The sequence below is a fragment of the Corynebacterium sp. CCUG 71335 genome (genome assembly GCF_024454075.1).
GTDB lineage: Bacteria > Actinomycetota > Actinomycetes > Mycobacteriales > Mycobacteriaceae > Corynebacterium > Corynebacterium genitalium.
In genome coordinates this window covers 48,630-67,231 of the sequence record NZ_JAGPYY010000002.1, presented here as the reverse complement: position 1 = coordinate 67,231, position 18,602 = coordinate 48,630, and the positions used below count along the sequence as shown (strand labels likewise).

The window sequence follows — 18,602 nt, the reverse complement described above, 5'->3', positions numbered from 1 at the left end:
GCTAGTAGTGACTGTTTCGACCTATCTCGCCCTGATCGGCATTTGGATCGCCGCAATCGCCAGCCCGGGGCCTGATCTCGTGCAGATCATCCGCGTCGGTGCGAAGTCGCGCGCCGCCGGTGTCGCCTGCGCGTTCGGCATTATGGCCGGCAACGCGCTGTGGATCGCGGCATCCCTGCTAGGGCTTGGCGCCCTGATCCAGGCTGTGCCGCAGGTGCTCGCCGTGCTGCAGCTGATCGGCGGGGCCTATCTGCTGTGGATGGGTGTGGGCGCGGTACGTTCCGGGCTGGCCGCGCGCGGCCAGGGTGCTTCCAGTGTCTCCGCCGCCGCGACAGACACTACCGATGTGCCACCGGCTGGCACCGTGCTATCCGCGCGCCGGGCGTTCGCCACCGGTGTACTCACCAATCTTTCCAACCCGAAGGCGGTGCTGTTTTTCGGGGCAGTGTTCGCTCAGTTCATGACACCGGGGATGGGCTGGGGGTGGGTGGCCCTCATCCTCGTCACACTGGTGCTAATTGGGGTGGCGTGGTTTGTGGGGTTCGCGGTGGGCGTCGATAAGTTTGCGGGCGTTTTGGCGCGCTGGGGGCACATTGTTGACGTTGTGACGGGCGTGATCTTCGTGGCGCTGGCGGTGTGGATGATCGCCGAAGGCGCGCTCAGTATCGCCGCAAGCCTTTAAATTCTCACACCTAGACACACCTTCACCTCCAGTAACAGGTGAGCTGGGGAAGCTGGAACCGCGCTTGGGCCGCTGGGCAGAACGTGAGTCCACGGGGTACAACAACGCTGTGAGAACCATGGCAAAACGAATGTGCGCGCTCGTACTCGTGCTGGTGATAGCCGTCGGTCTGGCGCCGGCCGCACACGCAGTAGATGTGAAGCGCGGCGCGCCAGGCGGACGAACCGCGGTGGCCGTCTACCACCCGGACGGATCGTGGACCGGGTCGCCGGACGCGCACCAGCCGCGCGCGGCGTTGTCGCTGAGCAAGCTCTACCTCGGCTAGGGGGTACTCCAGCACGGTGCGCCCGTGGATAAGGCCCAGGTAGAGCACATGATTCGTGTGTCGTCAGACTCGATCGCGGCACACCTTGACCGCCGGTACCCGCAGGCCATTGACGCTGTCGCGCGGCAGTTCGGCCTGACCAACACCGCGCGCCGCGGCCGCTGGGGTAACACGGCGACCTCGACCTATGACGCTGCCAAGTTCGTCGAAAGCATCCGCCGCGACCCGCTCGCCGCACCGATCATCCGCGGCATGCGGACCGCCTCCCCGATCGCGCAGGACGGCTTCCGCCAGGACTACGGAACGTCGCGTCTCCCCGGCGCCGAGGGGACGAAGTTCGGCTGGTCCGACGACCGCCGCTCCTACACCGCCACCGTCAGTTTCGGCCCCGGCTGGACCGCCGCCGCGATGACGGCCGGTGATGCGGGTGCGAACACGCACGATGCGCTGGCCATGATCGATCCGGCGCAACCGGCGCCGTCTGCACCGATGAGCTCGGTCGGCCCGTGGAGCATCCCGCTCGTCCCGCTCCGCGACATTCTGCCCCCGCAGGTGCCGTACCAGATCCGTGACGCCGTTCCGCGCGATGTCCTCGTGCGCGCGGGACCGGTACAATTCAGGCCATGATCCTTACAACGACGCCTACCGTCGAAGGCCGGCGCATCACGGAGTACATGCGCATCATCGGCGGCGAGACCATTGCCGGCATGAACATGTTCAAAGATATGGGCGCGGGTTTCCGCAACATGGTCGGTGGCCGCGCAAGCTCGTGGGAACAGGAGCTTGTCCGGTCCCGCGACAGCGCGCTCAACGAGCTGTGGGAGCGCGCCCGGCAGATCGGCGCTGACGCGGTGGTCAACATCGAGGTGGATTACTCGCCGATGGGGCAGAACAACACGATGATGCTGGTTGCGGCGACTGGCACTGCCGTGAGACTCGATTAATGGAATTACCCATTAAGCTCGGCCAGTTTCTCAAGCTGGCCAATCTCGTCGAGTCCGGAGGCGAAGCGAAAGAGCTCATCGCCGCAGGTGAGGTCGCGGTCAATGGTGAGGTAGTCACGTCGCGCGGCTTTTCGCTTGACGACGGCGACGAGGTCTCCATCCCAGGCCACACCATCACCGTCACCGGTACCGGTGCAGACGACGATGACGACTACTTTGACGAGCGCACCGCGAACGACGATTTCGACCCTGAGAAGTGGAGGAACCTCTAACCCATGCCCGCTTTCGAAGCCCGTCCGGGCATGCCGTATTGGATCGACTTGTTCTCGAGCGAGCTGCGAAAGTCCTCTTATTTCTACTCCCGCATCCTCGGTTGGGATGTGGAGGGTGCCGACATGCCAGGCGCAGATAACCAGGGCGCTGACGACGGTTCCTACCGGGTTGCTCGCGTTCAGGGGCTGCCGGTTGCAGGTCTCGTCGCCCAGAAAACTGATTCCACCGGCACGGACATGCCCGACGCGTGGGTGACGTACTTCTATACCACCGACATTGAGCGCGACTCGGAAAAGGTGGCGCAGCTCGGTGGACGTGTTCTTGCAGAGCCGGCTCAGGTGTCCTTGGGGAAGATGGCCCTGTGCGCCGACGTTGCTGGTGGGTGGTTCGGACTGTTCCAGCCATCGGGAGAGGATGCGTTCGTGGCCGCTGGCGAGCCAGGAACCCCCGTGTGGCACGAGTACACCTGCACCGGGGATGTGCAGGCCGTGGTGGACTTTTACCGTTCGCTCTTTGAGTGGGGGGTTGACCACGACAACGGTTACCACCTCGCCATGCAGGACGGCGCCGCATTTGCCGGTGTGTGGGATGCATCCGACACGATTCCGGCGGAGGTGCCGAGCTTTTGGCAGACCTTCCTTGGCGTCGCCAACGTGGCTCAGGTGCGCGGCCGGGTCGAGGAGCTCGGCGGGGAGATTGTGCGCGGTCCGGAGAATTCACCGTTCGGGGTGCTGTTGACGGTGGCGGATTCGACGGGTGCCGTCGTCACGCTGTGCGAAGTCGATGAACCTGTCGACGAGGACGAACTCGACGAAGCCGAGTCCGTGCTTGAGGTTCTTGACCGTCACCAGGCATAATTGCGTGCTGTGAAGCGGTTTTTTGCCGCCGCGGCGACACGCGTAGCCAGAGCAGTCCGTACTGCTGGCGTAGCCAGTGCAACATGCGTAGTCGGTGCGGCCTTCGTCGTCGCGCCGTTGCCCCCTGCGGCGGCTGTCGATGTGCTGCCGGGGGATCCGGGTGAGCGCACTGATCTCGTCGTCATGCATGACGACGGCCGGTGGACCGGCTCCCCGGGCGCCCAAGACCCCCGACCAGCACTGTCTTTGGCGAAGCTGTACCTCGGTTACTGGGTCCTGCTGGAGGGAAAGCCGGAGGATCAGGGGAAGGTCCTGCGGATGATGCGCACGTCGTCCGATGCCGTCGCCGGTGAGCTGGATGCTGCGTACCCGGAGGCGATCAACGAGGTCGCCGAGCTTTTCGAGCTGACCAACACCTACAGCGGTGGCTTCTGGGGCCGGTCGTCAACCTCGCCGTACGACCTCGCACGCTTCATCACCGCAATTATCGACGATCCCGTCGCCGAACCCATCATCCGCGGCATGGCCAACCACGCCCCTTTTGCCGAGGACGGCTTCAAACAGGACTTCGGCACCGATCAAATGGCCGGTGTGATTGGCTCGAAGTTCGGCTGGTCCGATGATCGCGCCGGCGCGTTCGGCTCGGTGTCCTTTGGCCCAAGTTGGGTCATCGTCGCTATGTCCTACGGCGATGTCGACGAGCACACCAATGACGTCCATGACTGGATCGACCAGAGCGAGGACGATCTGATCTTCGACCTCGACCGCGAGGACGCCGAGGAGCGCGGGCTGACCGACGGCACCGACCGGCTTCAGGTGTGGCTCAGCGACTACGGCCGCAGCGAACCAGTGCCGGCGATCCGACCGATCATCCCCGAAGACGACACCGACGGCCGCGACACAGAGGACGCCGACGACCGCGACACAGACGACTAGACGGCGCTTATCGCTCTTGCTGGCCAGGTTAAGCCGCTAATGCTCGCTCACCAGGGGCCGCCCCGAAAAGGACGTCCATTGCCCCAAAGCGGTGTCGAGGGTTGATCCGTTCGTTGCCGTATGGGGAGATCCACACCGGCCTGCCGTCACGCATCTCGATGCGGCCGCGGGTGCGGCGGATGGAGGGGTCGTCGTCGTTAATGCGGTTGTGGTAGCGGCACAGCGGGACCAGGTTGGACACGTTGGTTTCGCCGCCGTTCTTCCAGGCGTCTGCGTGGTGGACTTGGCACAGGTCGGCGGCGTGGTGGCAGTCGGGATGCGCACAGACGGGTTGCACCGCGCGGGCGAGGTCGCGCTGCTTGTCGTTGGCCAGGCGCTGTGAACGGTACATGTTCACGGCCCCTTGAGTCGGGTGGAACAGCGCCGCCTCCAGGTGCGGGGTGTTGGATGCGATCTGGTTGAGGTATTCGGCGCCGGTCATGGTGGTGCCGTTGGTGAGGCCGAGGACGACGTCGTCCCCCTCGCCGTCCATGATCTTGGTGTAATCGGGCAACCCGACGAGCAGCAAGGGCCGAGGCACGGCCTCTGGTACACCGCCGCCGTCTCTGAGCAGTGCTATGAGTTTGGCGGCCATATGGCGACCGGGGGAAGTAACGCTGTCCAGCCCGGACATGAGCAGGTGCTTCAAGTCGGCCATGAACTTCTCCGACGCCGTCAACGTCAACGTCGCATAACCGTCTTTCGGCTCGCTGATACTGGCGTGCTCCTGGCGAGCGGGCGGCTCCTTCGGCGGGACGATGTTCTTGAGCAGCTTCGACATGGCGGCGCATGTGCGTCCGATGCGGGAGGCCGCCGACAGCACTTTCATGCGCATAGTGTGCCGTCGGGTGCGGTGTTTGATGTGGCGGATGGCGCGCTCGATGGTGGCGAGCATCCCGATGGACAAGCCCAGCGCGGTCGCCTTCGCAACCGCCTTGGCTTGCTTGGTGTCCGATAAGCCTTCCCCGAAGTAAGCGTCGTGGACGAGTTTCCAGTTGTTGACCACCGACGGTTCCACGCCGGCGTTCAACGCTTGTTGTTTGTTGAAGTCTTTCAGCGCCCCCAACCTTGGGGCGCTGTGTGCGCTGACAAGGTCATTGAAAGTGTCCATGCCAGCAACACTAACCCTGTTTTTGCAGCTAGGAAAGGGTTTTTGGAATACGTCACAAATCCCGGATTCAAGGAACCGGACGGGCCTCTACGGCAGTCTAATAAGGGTTTGTGGCGTCTACGGCCGCGAGGAAATCAGCGACGTCGCAGATGCGGCGGCGTGATTCCTCCGGCGTCGCAATGGTGTGTGTTGAGTGGTACTCAATGACAGTTGCGTTGTGGGCCTCGGTGGTGGTGGGGTGTGGGGTGGTGTCGTCGTAAAGCGCGGTTTGCACGAGCGTGCGCGGCCATGCGCTCGGAGCTGGCACGGTGCGGTTTCCACGCAGTTCCGCCGGTAGCTTATCGACGCTGCCAAGCCCCGGATTCGTCAGCACCAACCCATCCACACTGCGCTGCTCAGCAGCGAGAACGGCAAGCGCAGCGCCGGAGCCGGCACCCCAAAGGGTGACTGACGCCGGCTCTTGGGCTGCGACGTAGTCAAGCGCTTTGTGCACGCTGGAAACGACCTCGTCGAGGGTGGCGCCGGGCAGCAGCGGGTAGTCCAAGTCGAGGATCGTGGTGCCAGACAACTCCGCTGCCGCGGCAACATCGGGGCGCCAGTGCTGCTCAAGGGAGATTCCGGAACCGCGCCACAAGCCACCCGGGTGCAGTGAGACGGCCCACCGGCGGGTTGGGGAACTGGGGACGAACACGCGGGCAAGCAGTTCCGGCTCTCCGGGAGTGTCGGGGATGTCGGAAAGGGCGGGCAGATCGCGGATCTTGGCGATGTTCATCCCGTACGCGACCCCTGGCATCGTGTGGTCGAGCCCGGAACCGAGCATGAGCATGGACGCGTGGGTGATGCGGTCAGCGAGGTGTCCCATGTAGCGGTCTGCCTCGGCCGGGTCGCCGGTGCCGCCCTCCCACGGCGGGGGCGTATCCGGTGCGGGGTAGGTGGCGTTCATGTAGCTGATCAGCTGCTCGAGCTGCTCTTTCGGCGACAGGGCGCGCTCGACACCACCGACGTTGAACTCCGGCGAACCCTGATCGTTCAACGGCCCAGCCTCACCGGCGGGAAGTGGCGCGGCAGGTTCCTCGGGGGAGGGGGTGTGGCGCATCCGGTCCTGCGCCTCGCGGTACGGCTGGTCGGGGTGGCCAGGTTGGTCGGGCATCACCAGATCACCACGCGGTCCGCTTCCGCGACTGCGTCCGGGGCTTCGGTGGCGTCGGGGAAGGCCTCATAGAACTCGGCGATGTTGCTGGCGACGACGTTGCAGCGGAACTCAGACGGCGAGTGCGGGTCGATCGCCAGGTATTGCGCGGCCATTTCGGGCCGGATGGCGGTGCGCCACACGCGCGCCCACGCGAGGAAGAGGCGCTGCAGGCCGGTGAATTCCTGCCCGTCAATGGCGTCGCTGGCGCCGGGGGCGTGGAAGGTCCGCACGGGGCCCTGGTCGGTGGCGGGGTCGAGACCTTGCTCGGCCAGGTAGTCCTTGTACGCGACGACGGCGATGCCAAGTCCGCCCAAGTCACCGATGTTCTCGCCGAGCGTGAACTCGCCGTTCACCCCGCGGATTTCTCCGCGGCCGGACAGGACGGAGGGGACGAGACCGTCGTATTGCGAAATCAACTTGGCGGTCAGTTCCTCGAAGCGGGCACGGTCGGCGTCGGTCCACCAGGAGTTGAGGTTGCCGTCGCCGTCGTAACGCGAGCCTTGGTCGTCGAAGCCGTGTCCGATTTCGTGGCCGATCACGGCGCCGATCGCGCCGAAGTTCTCGGCGGCGTCCGCGTCGGGGTCGAAGAAGGGCGGCTGCAGGATCGCGGCCGGGAAAGTGATGTCGTTGACCACCGGGTTGTAGAAGGCGTTGACGGTCTGCGGGGTGGAGACCCATTCACCGCGGTCGGCCGGCTTGCCGATCTTGGACAGCTGGTAGTCGTGCTCAAAGGCGGCGCCGGCGCGCACATTCGCGACGAGCTGGGCGCCGGAGCGGTCGAACGTCAAGCCGTCGTAGTTGCGCCACTCGTCGGGGTAGCCGATCTTCGCGGTGAACTTGCCCAGTTTCTCTAGGGCGCGCTCGCGCGTTTCGGGCGACATCCAGGTCAGCTGGCTGATCCGCTCTTCGTAAGCGCGCACGAGGTGGTCGACGAGGTCGAGCATGCGCTGTTTGTGCTCCGGCGGGAAGTGCTTTGCGACGTACGCGCGCCCCATATCCTCACCCACCAGCGATTCCGCGAGCGCAATGCCGCGCTTCCAGCGGTCGCGCTGTTGGGTCGCACCGGAGAGCACGGTGCCGTAGAACTCGAAGTTCGCCTGCCCGATGTGCTGCGGGAGGAGGCCGGCGCGGGAGCGCAGGATGGCCCAGGTGGCCCAGAGTTGCCAGTCGGTGAGGGGGGCGTCGACAAGCAATTGCGCGAGTTCGTCGATGAAGCTGGGCATCATCGCGATGACCTTGCCGTCTTCAAGGCCGGAGGCGCGCAGGAGCGTCTGGATGATCTCGGGTAGTTCCGCCAGCTCAGTGGGGTTGTACGTTTTCACAGCGTCGCGCGTGGTCACCACGTCCCAGTGGTGCGAGGCGATGCGCTTTTCGACGTCCAACACCCGCTCCGCCGCGTCCCCCGCCCCGAATCCACGGCGCTGCTCGTCGGTGAGGAAACCGAGCATGCGCTCGACGTGCTCGCGGTACGCTTCGAGCGTCTCGGCGTGGGCGGGCTCGCGGTAGTAGGCCTCGTCGGGCAGCCCCAGGCCGGACTGGATCACGTAGGGCACGGACTCCTCGCCGAGCGAGTCTTTTTCCACCCAGTACGTCAGCGGGGCGCCCACACCGGAGCGCTCCAGCTCGCCGAAGACGCGGACCAAATCCTGGATCGTGTCCACGTCGAGCAGGGCGAAATCGTCGGTAAGGGGGTCCAGGCCGGCGGCGTCGATCGCGTCGACGTCCATGAAGGAGGCGTATAGATCGGCTGCACGGTCATCGCCAGCCTCAACGATGGCGTGGACGTCCTCCTCCGCCTTGTCGCGCAAGGCGTGGAAGGTGCCGTCCACACCGCGGTCCTCAGGGATGACGTGGCTTTCCAGCCAGGGGCCGTTGACTAGTTGGTAGAGGTCGTTCATGACCTCCAGACTAGTCTTCGTTCTCGTACGGATCCCTGATCTTCATGTCGGACGGGTGCCACAAGCCAGAGCGGGTGATCGTCTCGTGGTTGATCTCGGCCACGTCCGGTGTTTCACCGCGGGAGTTGGTCCGCGGGACGTAGCGGTAGGCCGAGCCCCAGTCGCGGTGCCAATCCTGGTTGAGGTAGCCGGGCATCTCGTAGGCGGAGTTGACCGCCTCCGCAGTAGCCATGGCTCCTCCGCCGAGAAAGTCCTGGAAGCCGGAGAGCTGCTCCTTCGCCTTCGCGTCGGCGGCGATGCGGAACTCGGGGATCTCTGTCACACCGGCGTAGTGGTTGAAGGTGCGGTTGCAGGGGAACTGCATCGCGACCGGCCAGTCGAGCAAGCCAGGGACGTCGGGGCCGAAGACCTCGGTGAGCGGCTCCAACGTGGGGTTGCGCAACGGAGTCAGGGCCATCCACTCCTCGGGGTCGAGGTTGACGTCTTCGCCGACGAGGCGAACGACGTTTGCGCCCTCCGGTAGATCCGCGATGGGGTAGCGCAGGTTGCGCCACTTCGTCGTCGGGCCCGGATCCAGCATTTCGACGTCGCCGATCTCGGTCACGTTGCCTTCCTCATCGCGCGTGCCGTACTCGAGTTTGAGGGTCTGCCCCTCCTTTTCCTCGCCGCTGATGTTGCGGTGCTCCAGCCGGCCGGCGACGGAGGTGACCAGCAGCGGGGCTTCCTCGGTGGCGTCGGGGAGTTCGAACCAGGACGTCTTGATTTCCGAGGCGCTCAACGCACTCTCGTCGAACGTGCCCAGCACCGGGATGCGGTTGTAGTCCAGGTTGAACGGAAGGCGGACCGTGGAGCCGTTGACGCCGATCTGGTCCGACGGGCGGTTGCCCTGGGTGGTGGCGCGGGAGGTGGACTGGACCGTGTCGGAGCCGGCGTCATCGCTCTGGGTGTCGGAGCCGGTGTCGGTCGTCGCGGTCGATGCGTTCTGGTCGCTACCGGTGGTGGCGCCGGTGGCGCCGGTGGCGGGGCTGCCGGCATCGCTGTCTGTCGCCGGGGTGTTCTGGATGGCGCCGACGTTAGCGGCGCCCTCGTTGTCCGAGTCGATGTAGGCCGGGACACCCTCCGGGTGGAACCCGCGCACCGTGCCGGATTCCAGCGACTTGCCCAGCGGCACGCCGTCGACGGGGGTGAGGAAGGAGTCGTTCGTGTTGGCTTCCAAGAGCACGTCGGCACTCATCTGGCAGGTCTCGCCCTTGAGCGAGCGAACGTTACCCATGCCGACGGAGTAGGCCGGCGACTGGTCCATGAAGGACTTCAGGAAGGTCAGGCAGGAGAACGCCACAATGAGAATGCAGGCGAGCGCGATCGGTGCGGTCATGGCGCGAGAGATGCGGGTGATGCTGGTGCTGCCAGCGCCGGCACCGGCAACGGGGCCCTCGCCCTCGCCTGGCCGCGGCTTGTGCCACAGCGACTGCACAATCCCGACGACGAGCGTGAGCAGGAACAGCGCCAGCATGACCGAGCTGGCCTCCACACCCTTGTACTGCACTGTCTTGTCCCACCACGGGACCGCGAAGGAGGAAACGTACCACCACGCGTTCCATCCGCCGAGTGCTAGCGCGAAGACGAACATCACCGCTGCCAGGGCGAAGGTCCTCGCGCGCGGGGAGCGTGCCGCAACCTGTGCCAGCACGATCGCGCCTAGGGCCGCAGCGGCACCGGCGATGCCGGCGTAAATGCCGAAGTGGTGGGTCCACTTCGTCGGGGTGAACATGAGGAAGAACATCGACAACCCGAAGATCGCCAGCATGCGGCGCGTCGGTGCCGGCTTGGCGCCCGGGACTGCGCCGTAGTGAGACATGCTCCACAGCACCAGCACCAGGCAAAGGACGAGGATGAGCATGGGGAAGCGGCGGGTCAGGGAGCCGTCGACGGTTGCTTCCAGCAGTGTCGCGTAGCGGACGTACTCGTTGTACCACTCCAGAGCGGGGCCGACGGCGGAGCGCACGGAGGTGGACTCCAGCACGGTCGCCAGTGTCTGGTCCTTGAACACAAGCACCATGACGGCGAAGCCGGCACCGAGGAACGGGAAGATGTAGGACACCAGCGGGGCAATGACGCGCCGCTCCGACAGGATCTTCAGCACTTGCGGCAAGCAGACGAGGAATACGCCCACGGCCGTCAGGCCGGTCGGCCCGCAGGCCAGGGTCACGGCGGCGAAGATGGTTCCTAGGGTGGCGGGGAGGAGGCGTCGTGAAGCAATGGCGCTTTCAAACGATGCCCACGTAGCAAGGGTGCCCAGCGCGATGATCGGCTCCGGGCGCAGGCCGTTGTCGTACGGCAGCCAGAACGCGAGGAACATGAACGCGGCCGTCCAGTAGGACACGCGCCGTGTCGCAATGGTCGCGCCGAGCCGCGGCAGGATTTCCCGCGAGAGGATCCACCAGATGAGGATGCCGGCGATGAGCGTGGGCAAGCGCATCCAGGCTGACGCGGTACTGACTTTCGACAGCAGCGACAATAAGTCGTAGAACGGTGAGCCGAACGGGGCCTCGGGCACGCCGTACCAGCGGTAATAGTTGGCCATGTAGTCCGACTCGTTGGCCACCCGCGCCATGGTGAGCAAGAAACCGTCGTCGGAGGTGTTCGCGCCGAAGAAGTGCCAGAACAGCAACAGCGTGACGACGACCCCATCCAACGGCTTGAACGACCTCCACTCCGGGCGCAACACGCCCAGGCGGCGGCCGTCCAACACATCCATCCGGGCGATGGACCACAGGGCGATCAGGGCAGCGATCGTGCCGGCGATCATGGCGAGCCACTTCACCAGCGACGGGCTGGAGGTGAAGCGGGAGTTGATTTCGACGTGGGCGGTCAGGCCAGCGTCGATAAGTGCTTGGGCGTCGCCCGTGAGCTCGCTGTAGATGCCTGTGACCTGGGGACGCATGTCGTCCTCAGTTTCTTCGCTGAAGTCGGTGCCGGGGACGGAAACCGTCAGGGCTTCGTCGGTGGCGGAGACTTCGAGCACGGCGTCACCACTCAGTGTGGCCAGTTCCTCGGCGGTGAGCTCGAAGACGACCTCGTTGAGCGAGGAGACGTTGACGCTGCCGTCGGCAGGCGCGGTGACGAACAGGCCGCGGTCGAGCGCTTCCGTGGAGTCCACAGGCAGCGTGGACAGCACGTTCGACTGGCCGGGGGCCAGCTCCTCCAGCACGCTGATGGGGATGGTCAGCTCGAGCGATTCCGGCGCCAGCGAAATCAGCGGCGCGTTGACGGAGTTGAGCGAGCCGTTCTGCGGCCAGTCGAACGAGGACTGCACCTGCTTGACCGGCAAAAACGGCAGCAGCGCGAAGAAGATGAAGGCGAGCAGGCCGGACATCATCGCGGTGAGCGCCAGATTCCGGGGCGCGCGTTTGGAATGCGCCAGCGGGTCGGATTCGGGCGTGAACGCGGTGGACCCGCCAGTCGGCTCAACCACGGTTTGCGTCTCGACGTTATTCACTCGTCTACCTTTCATCGGTTCCGGACCACCACCACGAAGGGGCCGAACTGCTGGGTGTCCCACTCGGGCGAGTTGAAGGCTGCCGGGTTGAAGAACAAAGCCTCATAGTGCACGTTGGGCTGGCTGGGGAAGATGTCATGCGCGATGTGGGTTTTCCACGGCGCTTCCGGGTCGGTTTCGCTGCCGCGGAAGATGAAGGCTTGGGGCGGGGCCCAGGGTGCGTCGTCAATAGCTGCGGCGAACGCCTGCGGGTTCGACAACTCGTTGAACGATCCGTTCGCCCACTGCTTCAAGGACTCGTTGCGCGCGTCGAATTCACCGAGCGGGTTGGCGTAGTGGCTGGTGAACGCGTTGAAACCACGGTAGGGGTGGTAGGCCATGAAGTTGATCTCGTCGGTGAACAGCACGGTCTCGCCCGGTGTGTAGCCGCGGGATTGGATGTATTCGTCCATCTGCTTGTAGTAGCGGCCGACATCAGATTCGCGCAGGTCGGAGCGCTCGCCGTTGCCGTCGGTGCTGGCATAGGCCTCGTCGATGAAGGATTCATTCTCCGCCGGGATCTGCTGCACGTACCCCAAGGTCGCCGTAGCGAGCAGCAGGACAAACAGCGTTGTCAAGAGATGGCTGCAGCGCTTGCTAATCGAGTTGGGGTAGAGCACGGCCAGACCGGACAAACGCAGATCCGCGATCGCGAGGATGCCCGCGGTGGACAGCAGCAGCGCCACAAGCACCTCCACACGGAAGCCGAGCAGCGTGGTGCCGGCCAGCGTGATCACCATTGAGCCGACCACCCAGACGTAGCACACGCCCACGGCAATGCTGATGTGTGCGATCTCCGGACGGCGGAACCGCACCACAAGAAAGACCAGACCCGCCAGGCTGAGCAACCCGACCAGGGAGAGGTCAAAGAACGGCAAGGGTACTTCCGCGCCTTCAGACGGCAGGAAGTGCTGCGCCGTCGAGCGCGTGGTCTCCGGACTGCGCAGCACGGCCATGAGGTACGGACCCCACGCGATGAGGGCAATGAGGATCGAACCGAAGCCCATCAAAGCGAGTTGTCTCAGGGGCACCCAACGCTGCTTGCCTTCCATCGTCAAGAACCCCGTCAGGGCAAACGCCATCATGGTCACGGCAACGATGCCTGTGTAGAGGGTGTACAAGCAGGCTGAGAGACCCAGGTAAAGAGTCAAGGTGATAGTCGGCGCCCATGATCCCCGCATGGCGTAGTAGCCGAGGACAGCTGCGGCGGGCACGAACATGCCGACGATGGCCGCATACGGCTCGTCGGGGGTCTGGGTGAGGATGATCGCGATGGTTACCAGTGCAATCGCCGTGGCGATCGGGAGCGAACTGGTGAGCTTGCGCCACAGCGGGACCAGCTGCGACGCGGCGGTCGCCAAAGAAACAAGAGCCCACGGCTGGTACACCTCCCAGCCCGGCATGCCTAAAACATCGGACAGGCGTCCGCCCAGCCAGAACCAGCCGATCGGGTAGAACGCCGGCAAGTCGGCGTAGTTCATGTCCTGGTTGGACATGGTGTCGGCCATGCGGGTGAGGAACTGGGTGCGGAAACCCTGGTCCACCTGGATGCCGTCGAGATAGAGCTTCGTGGAGGCCAGCGGGATCCCCAGCGTGGACACGACCAACCCCGCAGGGGCGAACGAGCAGACGAACTCAGTGAGCCAAACGCGCCAGGTGGGGCGCCGGCGGGAGGTGGATTCGTCGCGAAGCCACGCGAGCAACAACGCGCCCACCGCAAGAATCACCACGAATGAGCACGCTGTGGCCAACGCGCGGGGGACCATGGAGACGTTGAACGCCGCCAAGCTCGACGCACGCAGTAAGTACCACGCGGCAAGCGTGAGTGCCCCTCCTACCAGGGGGTAGACCAACATGCGCACGGTCGTGCCAACCGTGTCGATGCTGTCCGGTTCGTAGTCGTAGACGCGGATGGCGCGCGTGCTGCCGCGAAGCTCTTCCTTGGGCTCTTTCTTTGTGTCCGTGACGGCCGTGGTCATACCGAACAGTCTCCCACAGACTCGGCCGCAAACAGGTATTAGAAGAAGCGGTTAGAAGCTCAGCTTCCGCATAATCGGTGCCGGGATGTGCTGGAGCACCAGAGAGATCGGGCCGAAGAGCTTGTGCACGAACACGTGGCTCTTACCGTCGAGAGCTGCGGAGACGGCAGCCTTGGCCACGTCTTCCTTGTCCACGGTCAGTGGTGCCTCGTCCAGGCCGTCGGTCATCTTGGTGCGCACCTGGCCAGGGCGGACAACGGTGACGTGTACACCGCTGCCGCGTAGCGCCTCCCCGAGCTGGGTGTAGAACCCGTCCATGCCGGCCTTGGTGGAGCCGTAGACGAAGTTGGATCGGCGCACCTTCATGCCCGCGACCGAGCTCATGGCGATGATGGTGCCGTGGCCCTGCTGCTTCATCTTCTGGCCCAGCAGCACGCCGACGGAGATCGGCGCCGTGAAGTTGGTCTGGGCGGACGCGACGGCGGCCTGCTGGTTCTGCCACAGTTCTTCCTGGTCGCCGAGGGTGCCGAAGGCGACGATGGCCACATCGACATCGCCGGCCGCAAAGGCTGCGTCGATGACGGCCGGGTGGGAGTCGGTATCAAAGGCGTCAAAGTCGACGATGCGGACCTTGCCGGCGCCGTGGCGGGAGACCTCTTCGACAGCGGCGTCGATACGCGGGCTGTCTTGGCGGGCAGCCAGGGTGACGGTCGGGTTGCCTCCGCGCTTGGTCAGCTCGGAGACGATGGCCAGGCCGATCTCGGACGTGCCGCCGAGAAGGAGAATATTCTGTGCTTGTCCTACTGCGTTCAGCATTGCGGTTCCTTTCGGTTTCTTGAGCGGGCTACGCAGCCAACTAGTGCAGCTCGAGTCGGCGGGACATGTCGGAGGCGAACACCCCAGTCGGGTCGATCGCGTTGCGGGTTTCCAGCCAGCCGGCCATGCCGGGGTACATCTGGTGGAACTTCTCGGCAGACGTGCGGGACTCCTTGGCCAGGTAGAGGCGTCCGCCGAATTCCATCACCTGGTCGTCCAAGCGATCCAGGAAAGAGTGCAGGCCGTCGCGGATGGGGAAGTCCACGCACACGTTCCAGCCGCGCATCGGGTAGGACAGCGGGGCCTTGTTACCGTCGCCGAACAGCTTGAACACGTTCAGGGCGGTGTAGTGGCCAGAGGACTGAATGTCGTAGATGATCTGCTTGAACGGCTCGACAGCGTCGGTGGGCACAACGAACTGGTACTGCAGGAAGCCGGCCGAGCCGTAGCCGCGGTTCCATTCCGCGATCATGTCCAGCGGCTGGTAGAACTGCGTCAAGTTCAAGATGTCGTTCTTCGAGTCTTTGCCCATGAAGTAATAGGCCTCACCGATGGCGCGCAGAGTCAGCTGGTTCATGGTCCAGGACGGGAAGATGTCCGGCACCGTCATCAGCTGCGGGGCGGAGAACTTCAGCGGGTCCTTCGCCAGCTTCGGCGCGAACTCCTCGAGCTGCGCCAGTGTGGCCAGCGATCCACGGGAGATGGTGGAGCGGCCGGTCTTCGGCGGGGCGGAGATGGCGTCGAACCATGCAGAAGAATAGGTATATCCCTCTTCTTGGCCGTGGGAGTGCTCCTCGATCGTTTCGTCGAGGGTGGAGGTGCGGACCGTGTCGGAGATGAAGTAGGCCGTCTCGGTGCGCGTCATCTTGATGCGGGCGCGCAGGATGATGCCGGTCAGGCCCATGCCGCCGACGGTGGCCCAGAACAAGGTGCCGTCCGGGTCATCCGGGGTGCCAGCAGGCTCGAGGTGCAGGACGCGGCCGTCGGCGACGAGCAGCTCCATCGACACGACGTGGTCGCCGAAAGAACCGGCGGAGTGGTGGTTCTTGCCGTGAATGTCCGGGCCGATCGCGCCGCCGATGGTCACCTGGCGGGTGCCGGGCAGCACCGGGACCCACAAGCCGTAGGGGATCGCGGCGCGCATCAGTTGGTCGAGGGTGACGCCGCCGTCGACGTCCACGATCGCGGTATCGGGGTTGATCTCGTGAATCTTGTTCAGCGGCTGCATGTCAATGACAAGGCCGCCACCGTTTTGGGCCGGGTCACCGTAGGAGCGGCCCATTCCGCGGGCGATCACACCGCGGCGCTTGCCTTCCGGCAGGGTCGCGTTGTCTTCGGCGACGTGGCGCACTGCCTCCTTGATCGCGTCCACGTCGGCGGTGGCTAGGACTTGCGCGGTGGACGGTGCGGTGCGGCCCCAGCCGTAGAGGGACTTGGTGGTGGTGTGGAGTTCCATAAACCCCACCCTACCGCTAGAGTTCCATGATCTCCCGGATCCTTTTTGGCAGCTCCCCCTGATTGGTGATCACCGGTTTGCCTGCATTTTTGTGTGCCCGGAGCTCTTCGTAGACGATGCCCCGGGAGGTGCTGTCCAGCAAGGGTAGTTCTTGGGCGATCAGGCGCGTCATGAAGTCGTCGAGGGGGACGTCGGCAAGTTGCGCCGACATGTGGGGTTTGTCAGGTTGCTGCATGGATGACATCCTACGGGGCGCGCAATCGCTAGGGTGGGGTCATGTCGGTCGTGGTCGAGCTCAAGCGCACCTTGCTCGTGCGCTGCGCCACAATGCTTGCCGACGAATCCGTCTTCCGCCACATCGGCCTGAACTCCGAAAGCACTCTCGAGGATGTGCAGCGCGTCCTGGAAGTCTGTTTCGCGATGCCGGACGGCCCGCCGAGCCCAACGCGCTTCACCGCGGACGCCGAGGATGCAGGCCGCCTGGAGGCCGGTGTGCAGATCGGTTCCTACCTGCGCCGGGGCGGTGACCGGCTGTTTTTCCACTGGGGGCTGTGGCAATTCGAACTCACCTTGCTGGATATCTACCCACGCGATAGCGCGACCCCGAGCGCACTGTGTGTGGCTGGACACGGGGACTTCGCCGATCAGCCCTTTGACATCCCCGCCATCAACGCGGAGCTGCTCGGGCCGTCCGCAATTGAGAATGTGCTCGCGGGCGCGCGCGATGATGTCGTCGACATCGTCGACCGCTCCCACACTCTCGACTTCCTTCCCCTGTTGCAGGCAATTGACCTGCCGCGGCCGTGCGAGCTCGACCCGCTGGTGGCCGACACGCTGGCCAGCCTGCCGCGCGAACGCACCCCGCTCGCCCGCGATGCCTTCTGGTCTACCGTTCTCGCCCTGTCGTGCTTGGCTGACGACGACACCACCGACGACGTCATCGAAACCACCATGAGCGCCCTGAACTGGGCCAACCCAGGCGGCGAGAGATACTCCGCCCGCCAGATCCGCTCCCTGTGCGCCGGATCCCTCGTGCGGCTGGCGTCGGTGGGCGGGTACGGGGCCGGGGGCGTGAGTGCCGTCGATAAGCTGGACATGTACCGCGCTTTGCTGCGACGGTGACTGGTGGGGGTAAGGTGAACCGCTGTGACCTCCAAGGTTGAAACGACACACCCGATGAGCGCGAAGCGGCAACTGCTGCGGTTCGTGATCATCGGTATCTTCTGCGCGATGCTCGATTTCGGGCTGACGTACCTGCTCGACCATTCCTTCGGCTTCACGCGCGTGTCTGCGAAAGTGGTCGGCTGGTGCTTCGGCACGCTCGTCGCGTACCTGCTCAACTCGCGGTTCACGTTCCAGGCGAAGATCACCGGCAAGCGGGCGCTAGCCGTGTTCATCCTCTACGCCTCGACATTCGGCATCCAGGTGTTCCTCTACTGGATCACTAATCCGCCGCTCATCGCGCTCGGCATCGAGGACCCGTGGAAAGACTTCATCGCCTTCGTCATCGCTCAAGGCGTGGCGACGATCACCAACTTCATCCTCCAGCGCGTCCTTATCTTTAAGCAGCCGACGAAGGTCGTCGTCGACACTGATCCATCTTGATCCGGACGTCGGCCCGGATCAAGGTCGGCGGAAGTCCTCGTTCGCGCCCATCCGCAGCAGGCGCAACCACTCGCGGAACTCCCGCGGGTTCTTGCGCTGGATCAGGAAGAACCAACCGAAACGCACCAGCTCCTGCAGCTGCATCTTCTTCATGCCGCGCTGACCGATGATGTAGCCGCGGTTGCGGTAGGTGAAGTAGCGCTTGACCTCATTATCCGGCCACTGGGCGTGCGCGCGGCCGCCCATGATCGGGTGGAACTCGGCGGAGCCGTCCGGGTGCAGGTAGCTGGTGGTCAGCGCGGTGCCGTATTTCATGCCGGACTGGGCCAGGCGGCGGTGGTATTCGACCTCGTCGCCGCGGATGAACAGGCGGTAGTCGGGCACGCCGATGCGCTCCATCGCCTTTGCGCTGATCAGAGCGCCGTTGAAGAGGCTCGCGTACTGCGGGAGGTAGTCTCCCTCCAGCTCGCTGCGGCGCCGGTGCCAGATCAGGCCTTGGCGCAGCGGAAAAGCGAGCTGGTCAGGGTCATCGATATTGGCCACGACGGGGGAGACCTCAGTCAGACCCTCCCGCGCGGCGACGCGGTAGAGCTCCTCCAGCACGCCCGGGTCGGCGGGGCGGCCGTCGTCGTCGGCGCACCAAATCGCGTCCGCGCCGAGGGCGAGCGCGTGCAGAAAGCCGTATGCGAATCCGCCCGCGCCGCCGAGGTTCGTATGCGACGCCAGGTAAACGCCCTTGTCGCCGGCAAGGTCGTGGACCAGCTCACGGACTTCATCTTCTGCGCCGTTATCCACCACGATCACCCAGTCGACCGGGTGAGTCTGCTTCGCCACCATCTCCAGCGAGTGCCTGAGCAGTTCAGCGCGCTTGTGCGTGACAATCACCGCCGCGGTGGTGCCGTTCGGGTTCAGCAGCGCATCGGTGGTGGAGGTCATGGGGACTATTGTGCC

At 64.8% G+C, this 18,602-nt stretch carries 18 protein-coding genes; 9 read left to right on the top strand and 9 right to left on the bottom strand.

Translation table 11 applies throughout. The features are described 5' to 3' along the window. Positions 1 to 7: 7 nt before the first annotated feature. From KBX19_RS01850 to KBX19_RS01820, 7 genes are all read left to right on the top strand, one after another. Positions 8 to 682 (top strand): LysE family translocator, encoded by a 675-nt coding sequence (locus KBX19_RS01850; RefSeq protein ID WP_255997198.1) that lies wholly within the window; start codon positions 8 to 10, stop codon positions 680 to 682. Between the two features lie 118 nt (positions 683 to 800). Next, positions 801 to 1,007, top strand: coding sequence for a hypothetical protein (locus KBX19_RS01845; protein WP_255994701.1), 207 nt, complete (start codon positions 801 to 803; stop codon positions 1,005 to 1,007). 24 nt (positions 1,008 to 1,031) lie between these two features. Continuing rightward, positions 1,032 to 1,634, top strand: coding sequence for a hypothetical protein (locus KBX19_RS01840; RefSeq protein ID WP_255997197.1), 603 nt, complete (start codon positions 1,032 to 1,034; stop codon positions 1,632 to 1,634). Beyond that, positions 1,631 to 1,951, top strand: a complete 321-nt coding sequence (locus KBX19_RS01835) for a heavy metal-binding domain-containing protein (RefSeq protein ID WP_255997196.1) — start codon at positions 1,631 to 1,633, stop codon at positions 1,949 to 1,951. Before KBX19_RS01840 ends, KBX19_RS01835 begins: the two co-directional genes overlap by 4 nt. Next, on the top strand, positions 1,951 to 2,223 hold the full coding sequence (locus tag KBX19_RS01830; RefSeq protein WP_255997195.1) for an RNA-binding S4 domain-containing protein: 273 nt from the start codon (positions 1,951 to 1,953) through the stop codon (positions 2,221 to 2,223). Before KBX19_RS01835 ends, KBX19_RS01830 begins: the two co-directional genes overlap by 1 nt. Positions 2,224 to 2,226: 3 nt before the next feature. Beyond that, a complete protein-coding gene (locus tag KBX19_RS01825; protein ID WP_255997194.1) occupies positions 2,227 to 3,081 on the top strand; it encodes a VOC family protein in 855 nt (284 codons plus the stop codon). A gap of 9 nt (positions 3,082 to 3,090) precedes the next feature. Further along, entirely contained in the window at positions 3,091 to 4,017 is a 927-nt protein-coding gene (locus tag KBX19_RS01820; protein ID WP_255997193.1) for a hypothetical protein, read from the top strand. A 28-nt stretch (positions 4,018 to 4,045) separates the two neighbouring features. Here the strand turns inward: KBX19_RS01820 and KBX19_RS01815 are convergent, their stop codons facing one another. From KBX19_RS01815 to KBX19_RS01780, 8 genes are all read right to left on the bottom strand, one after another. Beyond that, entirely contained in the window at positions 4,046 to 5,167 is a 1,122-nt protein-coding gene (locus KBX19_RS01815) for an HNH endonuclease signature motif containing protein (RefSeq protein ID WP_255997192.1), read from the bottom strand. Positions 5,168 to 5,264: 97 nt separating this feature from the next. Beyond that, positions 5,265 to 6,317, bottom strand: a complete 1,053-nt coding sequence (locus tag KBX19_RS01810) for an alpha/beta hydrolase (RefSeq protein ID WP_255997191.1) — start codon at positions 6,315 to 6,317, stop codon at positions 5,265 to 5,267. Beyond that, complete coding sequence (locus KBX19_RS01805) at positions 6,317 to 8,257, bottom strand: M13 family metallopeptidase (RefSeq protein WP_255997190.1); 1,941 nt, start codon at positions 8,255 to 8,257, stop codon at positions 6,317 to 6,319. The genes KBX19_RS01810 and KBX19_RS01805 overlap by 1 nt, the downstream gene beginning before the upstream one ends. Before the next feature lie 10 nt (positions 8,258 to 8,267). Further along, positions 8,268 to 11,771 (bottom strand): arabinosyltransferase domain-containing protein, encoded by a 3,504-nt coding sequence (locus tag KBX19_RS01800; protein ID WP_255997189.1) that lies wholly within the window; start codon positions 11,769 to 11,771, stop codon positions 8,268 to 8,270. Continuing rightward, entirely contained in the window at positions 11,768 to 13,774 is a 2,007-nt protein-coding gene (locus tag KBX19_RS01795) for a galactan 5-O-arabinofuranosyltransferase (RefSeq protein ID WP_255994711.1), read from the bottom strand. Before KBX19_RS01795 ends, KBX19_RS01800 begins: the two co-directional genes overlap by 4 nt. A 51-nt stretch (positions 13,775 to 13,825) precedes the next feature. Continuing rightward, positions 13,826 to 14,590 (bottom strand): decaprenylphospho-beta-D-erythro-pentofuranosid-2-ulose 2-reductase, encoded by a 765-nt coding sequence (locus KBX19_RS01790; RefSeq protein WP_255994712.1) that lies wholly within the window; start codon positions 14,588 to 14,590, stop codon positions 13,826 to 13,828. A gap of 40 nt (positions 14,591 to 14,630) precedes the next feature. Next, entirely contained in the window at positions 14,631 to 16,046 is a 1,416-nt protein-coding gene (locus tag KBX19_RS01785; protein ID WP_255997188.1) for an FAD-binding oxidoreductase, read from the bottom strand. Positions 16,047 to 16,062: 16 nt separating this feature from the next. Then, positions 16,063 to 16,281, bottom strand: a complete 219-nt coding sequence (locus tag KBX19_RS01780) for a hypothetical protein (RefSeq protein WP_005287412.1) — start codon at positions 16,279 to 16,281, stop codon at positions 16,063 to 16,065. 41 nt (positions 16,282 to 16,322) lie between these two features. Between KBX19_RS01780 and KBX19_RS01775 the strand changes: the two genes are divergently transcribed. Together KBX19_RS01775 and KBX19_RS01770 are read left to right on the top strand one after the other, a co-directional pair. Next, positions 16,323 to 17,168 (top strand): hypothetical protein, encoded by an 846-nt coding sequence (locus tag KBX19_RS01775; RefSeq protein ID WP_005287409.1) that lies wholly within the window; start codon positions 16,323 to 16,325, stop codon positions 17,166 to 17,168. Positions 17,169 to 17,192: 24 nt separating this feature from the next. Next, positions 17,193 to 17,651 (top strand): GtrA family protein, encoded by a 459-nt coding sequence (locus KBX19_RS01770; protein ID WP_005287406.1) that lies wholly within the window; start codon positions 17,193 to 17,195, stop codon positions 17,649 to 17,651. Between the two features lie 18 nt (positions 17,652 to 17,669). Here KBX19_RS01770 and KBX19_RS01765 read toward each other — a convergent pair whose 3' ends face one another. Further along, positions 17,670 to 18,587 (bottom strand): glycosyltransferase, encoded by a 918-nt coding sequence (locus tag KBX19_RS01765; RefSeq protein ID WP_255997187.1) that lies wholly within the window; start codon positions 18,585 to 18,587, stop codon positions 17,670 to 17,672. Positions 18,588 to 18,602 lie beyond the last annotated feature (15 nt).

Bases quoted from the DNA above. Each gene is read 5' to 3' on its own strand.
- KBX19_RS01845 (WP_255994701.1), top strand. From the start codon at position 801: ATGGCAAAACGAATGTGCGCGCTCGTACTCGTGCTGGTGATAGCCGTC.
- KBX19_RS01835 (WP_255997196.1), top strand. From the start codon at position 1,631: ATGATCCTTACAACGACGCCTACCGTCGAAGGCCGGCGCATCACGGAG.
- KBX19_RS01830 (WP_255997195.1), top strand. From the start codon at position 1,951: ATGGAATTACCCATTAAGCTCGGCCAGTTTCTCAAGCTGGCCAATCTC.
- KBX19_RS01825 (WP_255997194.1), top strand. From the start codon at position 2,227: ATGCCCGCTTTCGAAGCCCGTCCGGGCATGCCGTATTGGATCGACTTG.
- KBX19_RS01815 (WP_255997192.1), bottom strand. From the start codon at position 5,167: ATGGACACTTTCAATGACCTTGTCAGCGCACACAGCGCCCCAAGGTTG.
- KBX19_RS01810 (WP_255997191.1), bottom strand. From the start codon at position 6,317: ATGCCCGACCAACCTGGCCACCCCGACCAGCCGTACCGCGAGGCGCAG.
- KBX19_RS01805 (WP_255997190.1), bottom strand. From the start codon at position 8,257: ATGAACGACCTCTACCAACTAGTCAACGGCCCCTGGCTGGAAAGCCAC.
- KBX19_RS01800 (WP_255997189.1), bottom strand. From the start codon at position 11,771: ATGAAAGGTAGACGAGTGAATAACGTCGAGACGCAAACCGTGGTTGAG.
- KBX19_RS01795 (WP_255994711.1), bottom strand. From the start codon at position 13,774: ATGACCACGGCCGTCACGGACACAAAGAAAGAGCCCAAGGAAGAGCTT.
- KBX19_RS01790 (WP_255994712.1), bottom strand. From the start codon at position 14,590: ATGCTGAACGCAGTAGGACAAGCACAGAATATTCTCCTTCTCGGCGGC.
- KBX19_RS01785 (WP_255997188.1), bottom strand. From the start codon at position 16,046: ATGGAACTCCACACCACCACCAAGTCCCTCTACGGCTGGGGCCGCACC.
- KBX19_RS01780 (WP_005287412.1), bottom strand. From the start codon at position 16,281: ATGCAGCAACCTGACAAACCCCACATGTCGGCGCAACTTGCCGACGTC.
- KBX19_RS01775 (WP_005287409.1), top strand. From the start codon at position 16,323: ATGTCGGTCGTGGTCGAGCTCAAGCGCACCTTGCTCGTGCGCTGCGCC.
- KBX19_RS01765 (WP_255997187.1), bottom strand. From the start codon at position 18,587: ATGACCTCCACCACCGATGCGCTGCTGAACCCGAACGGCACCACCGCG.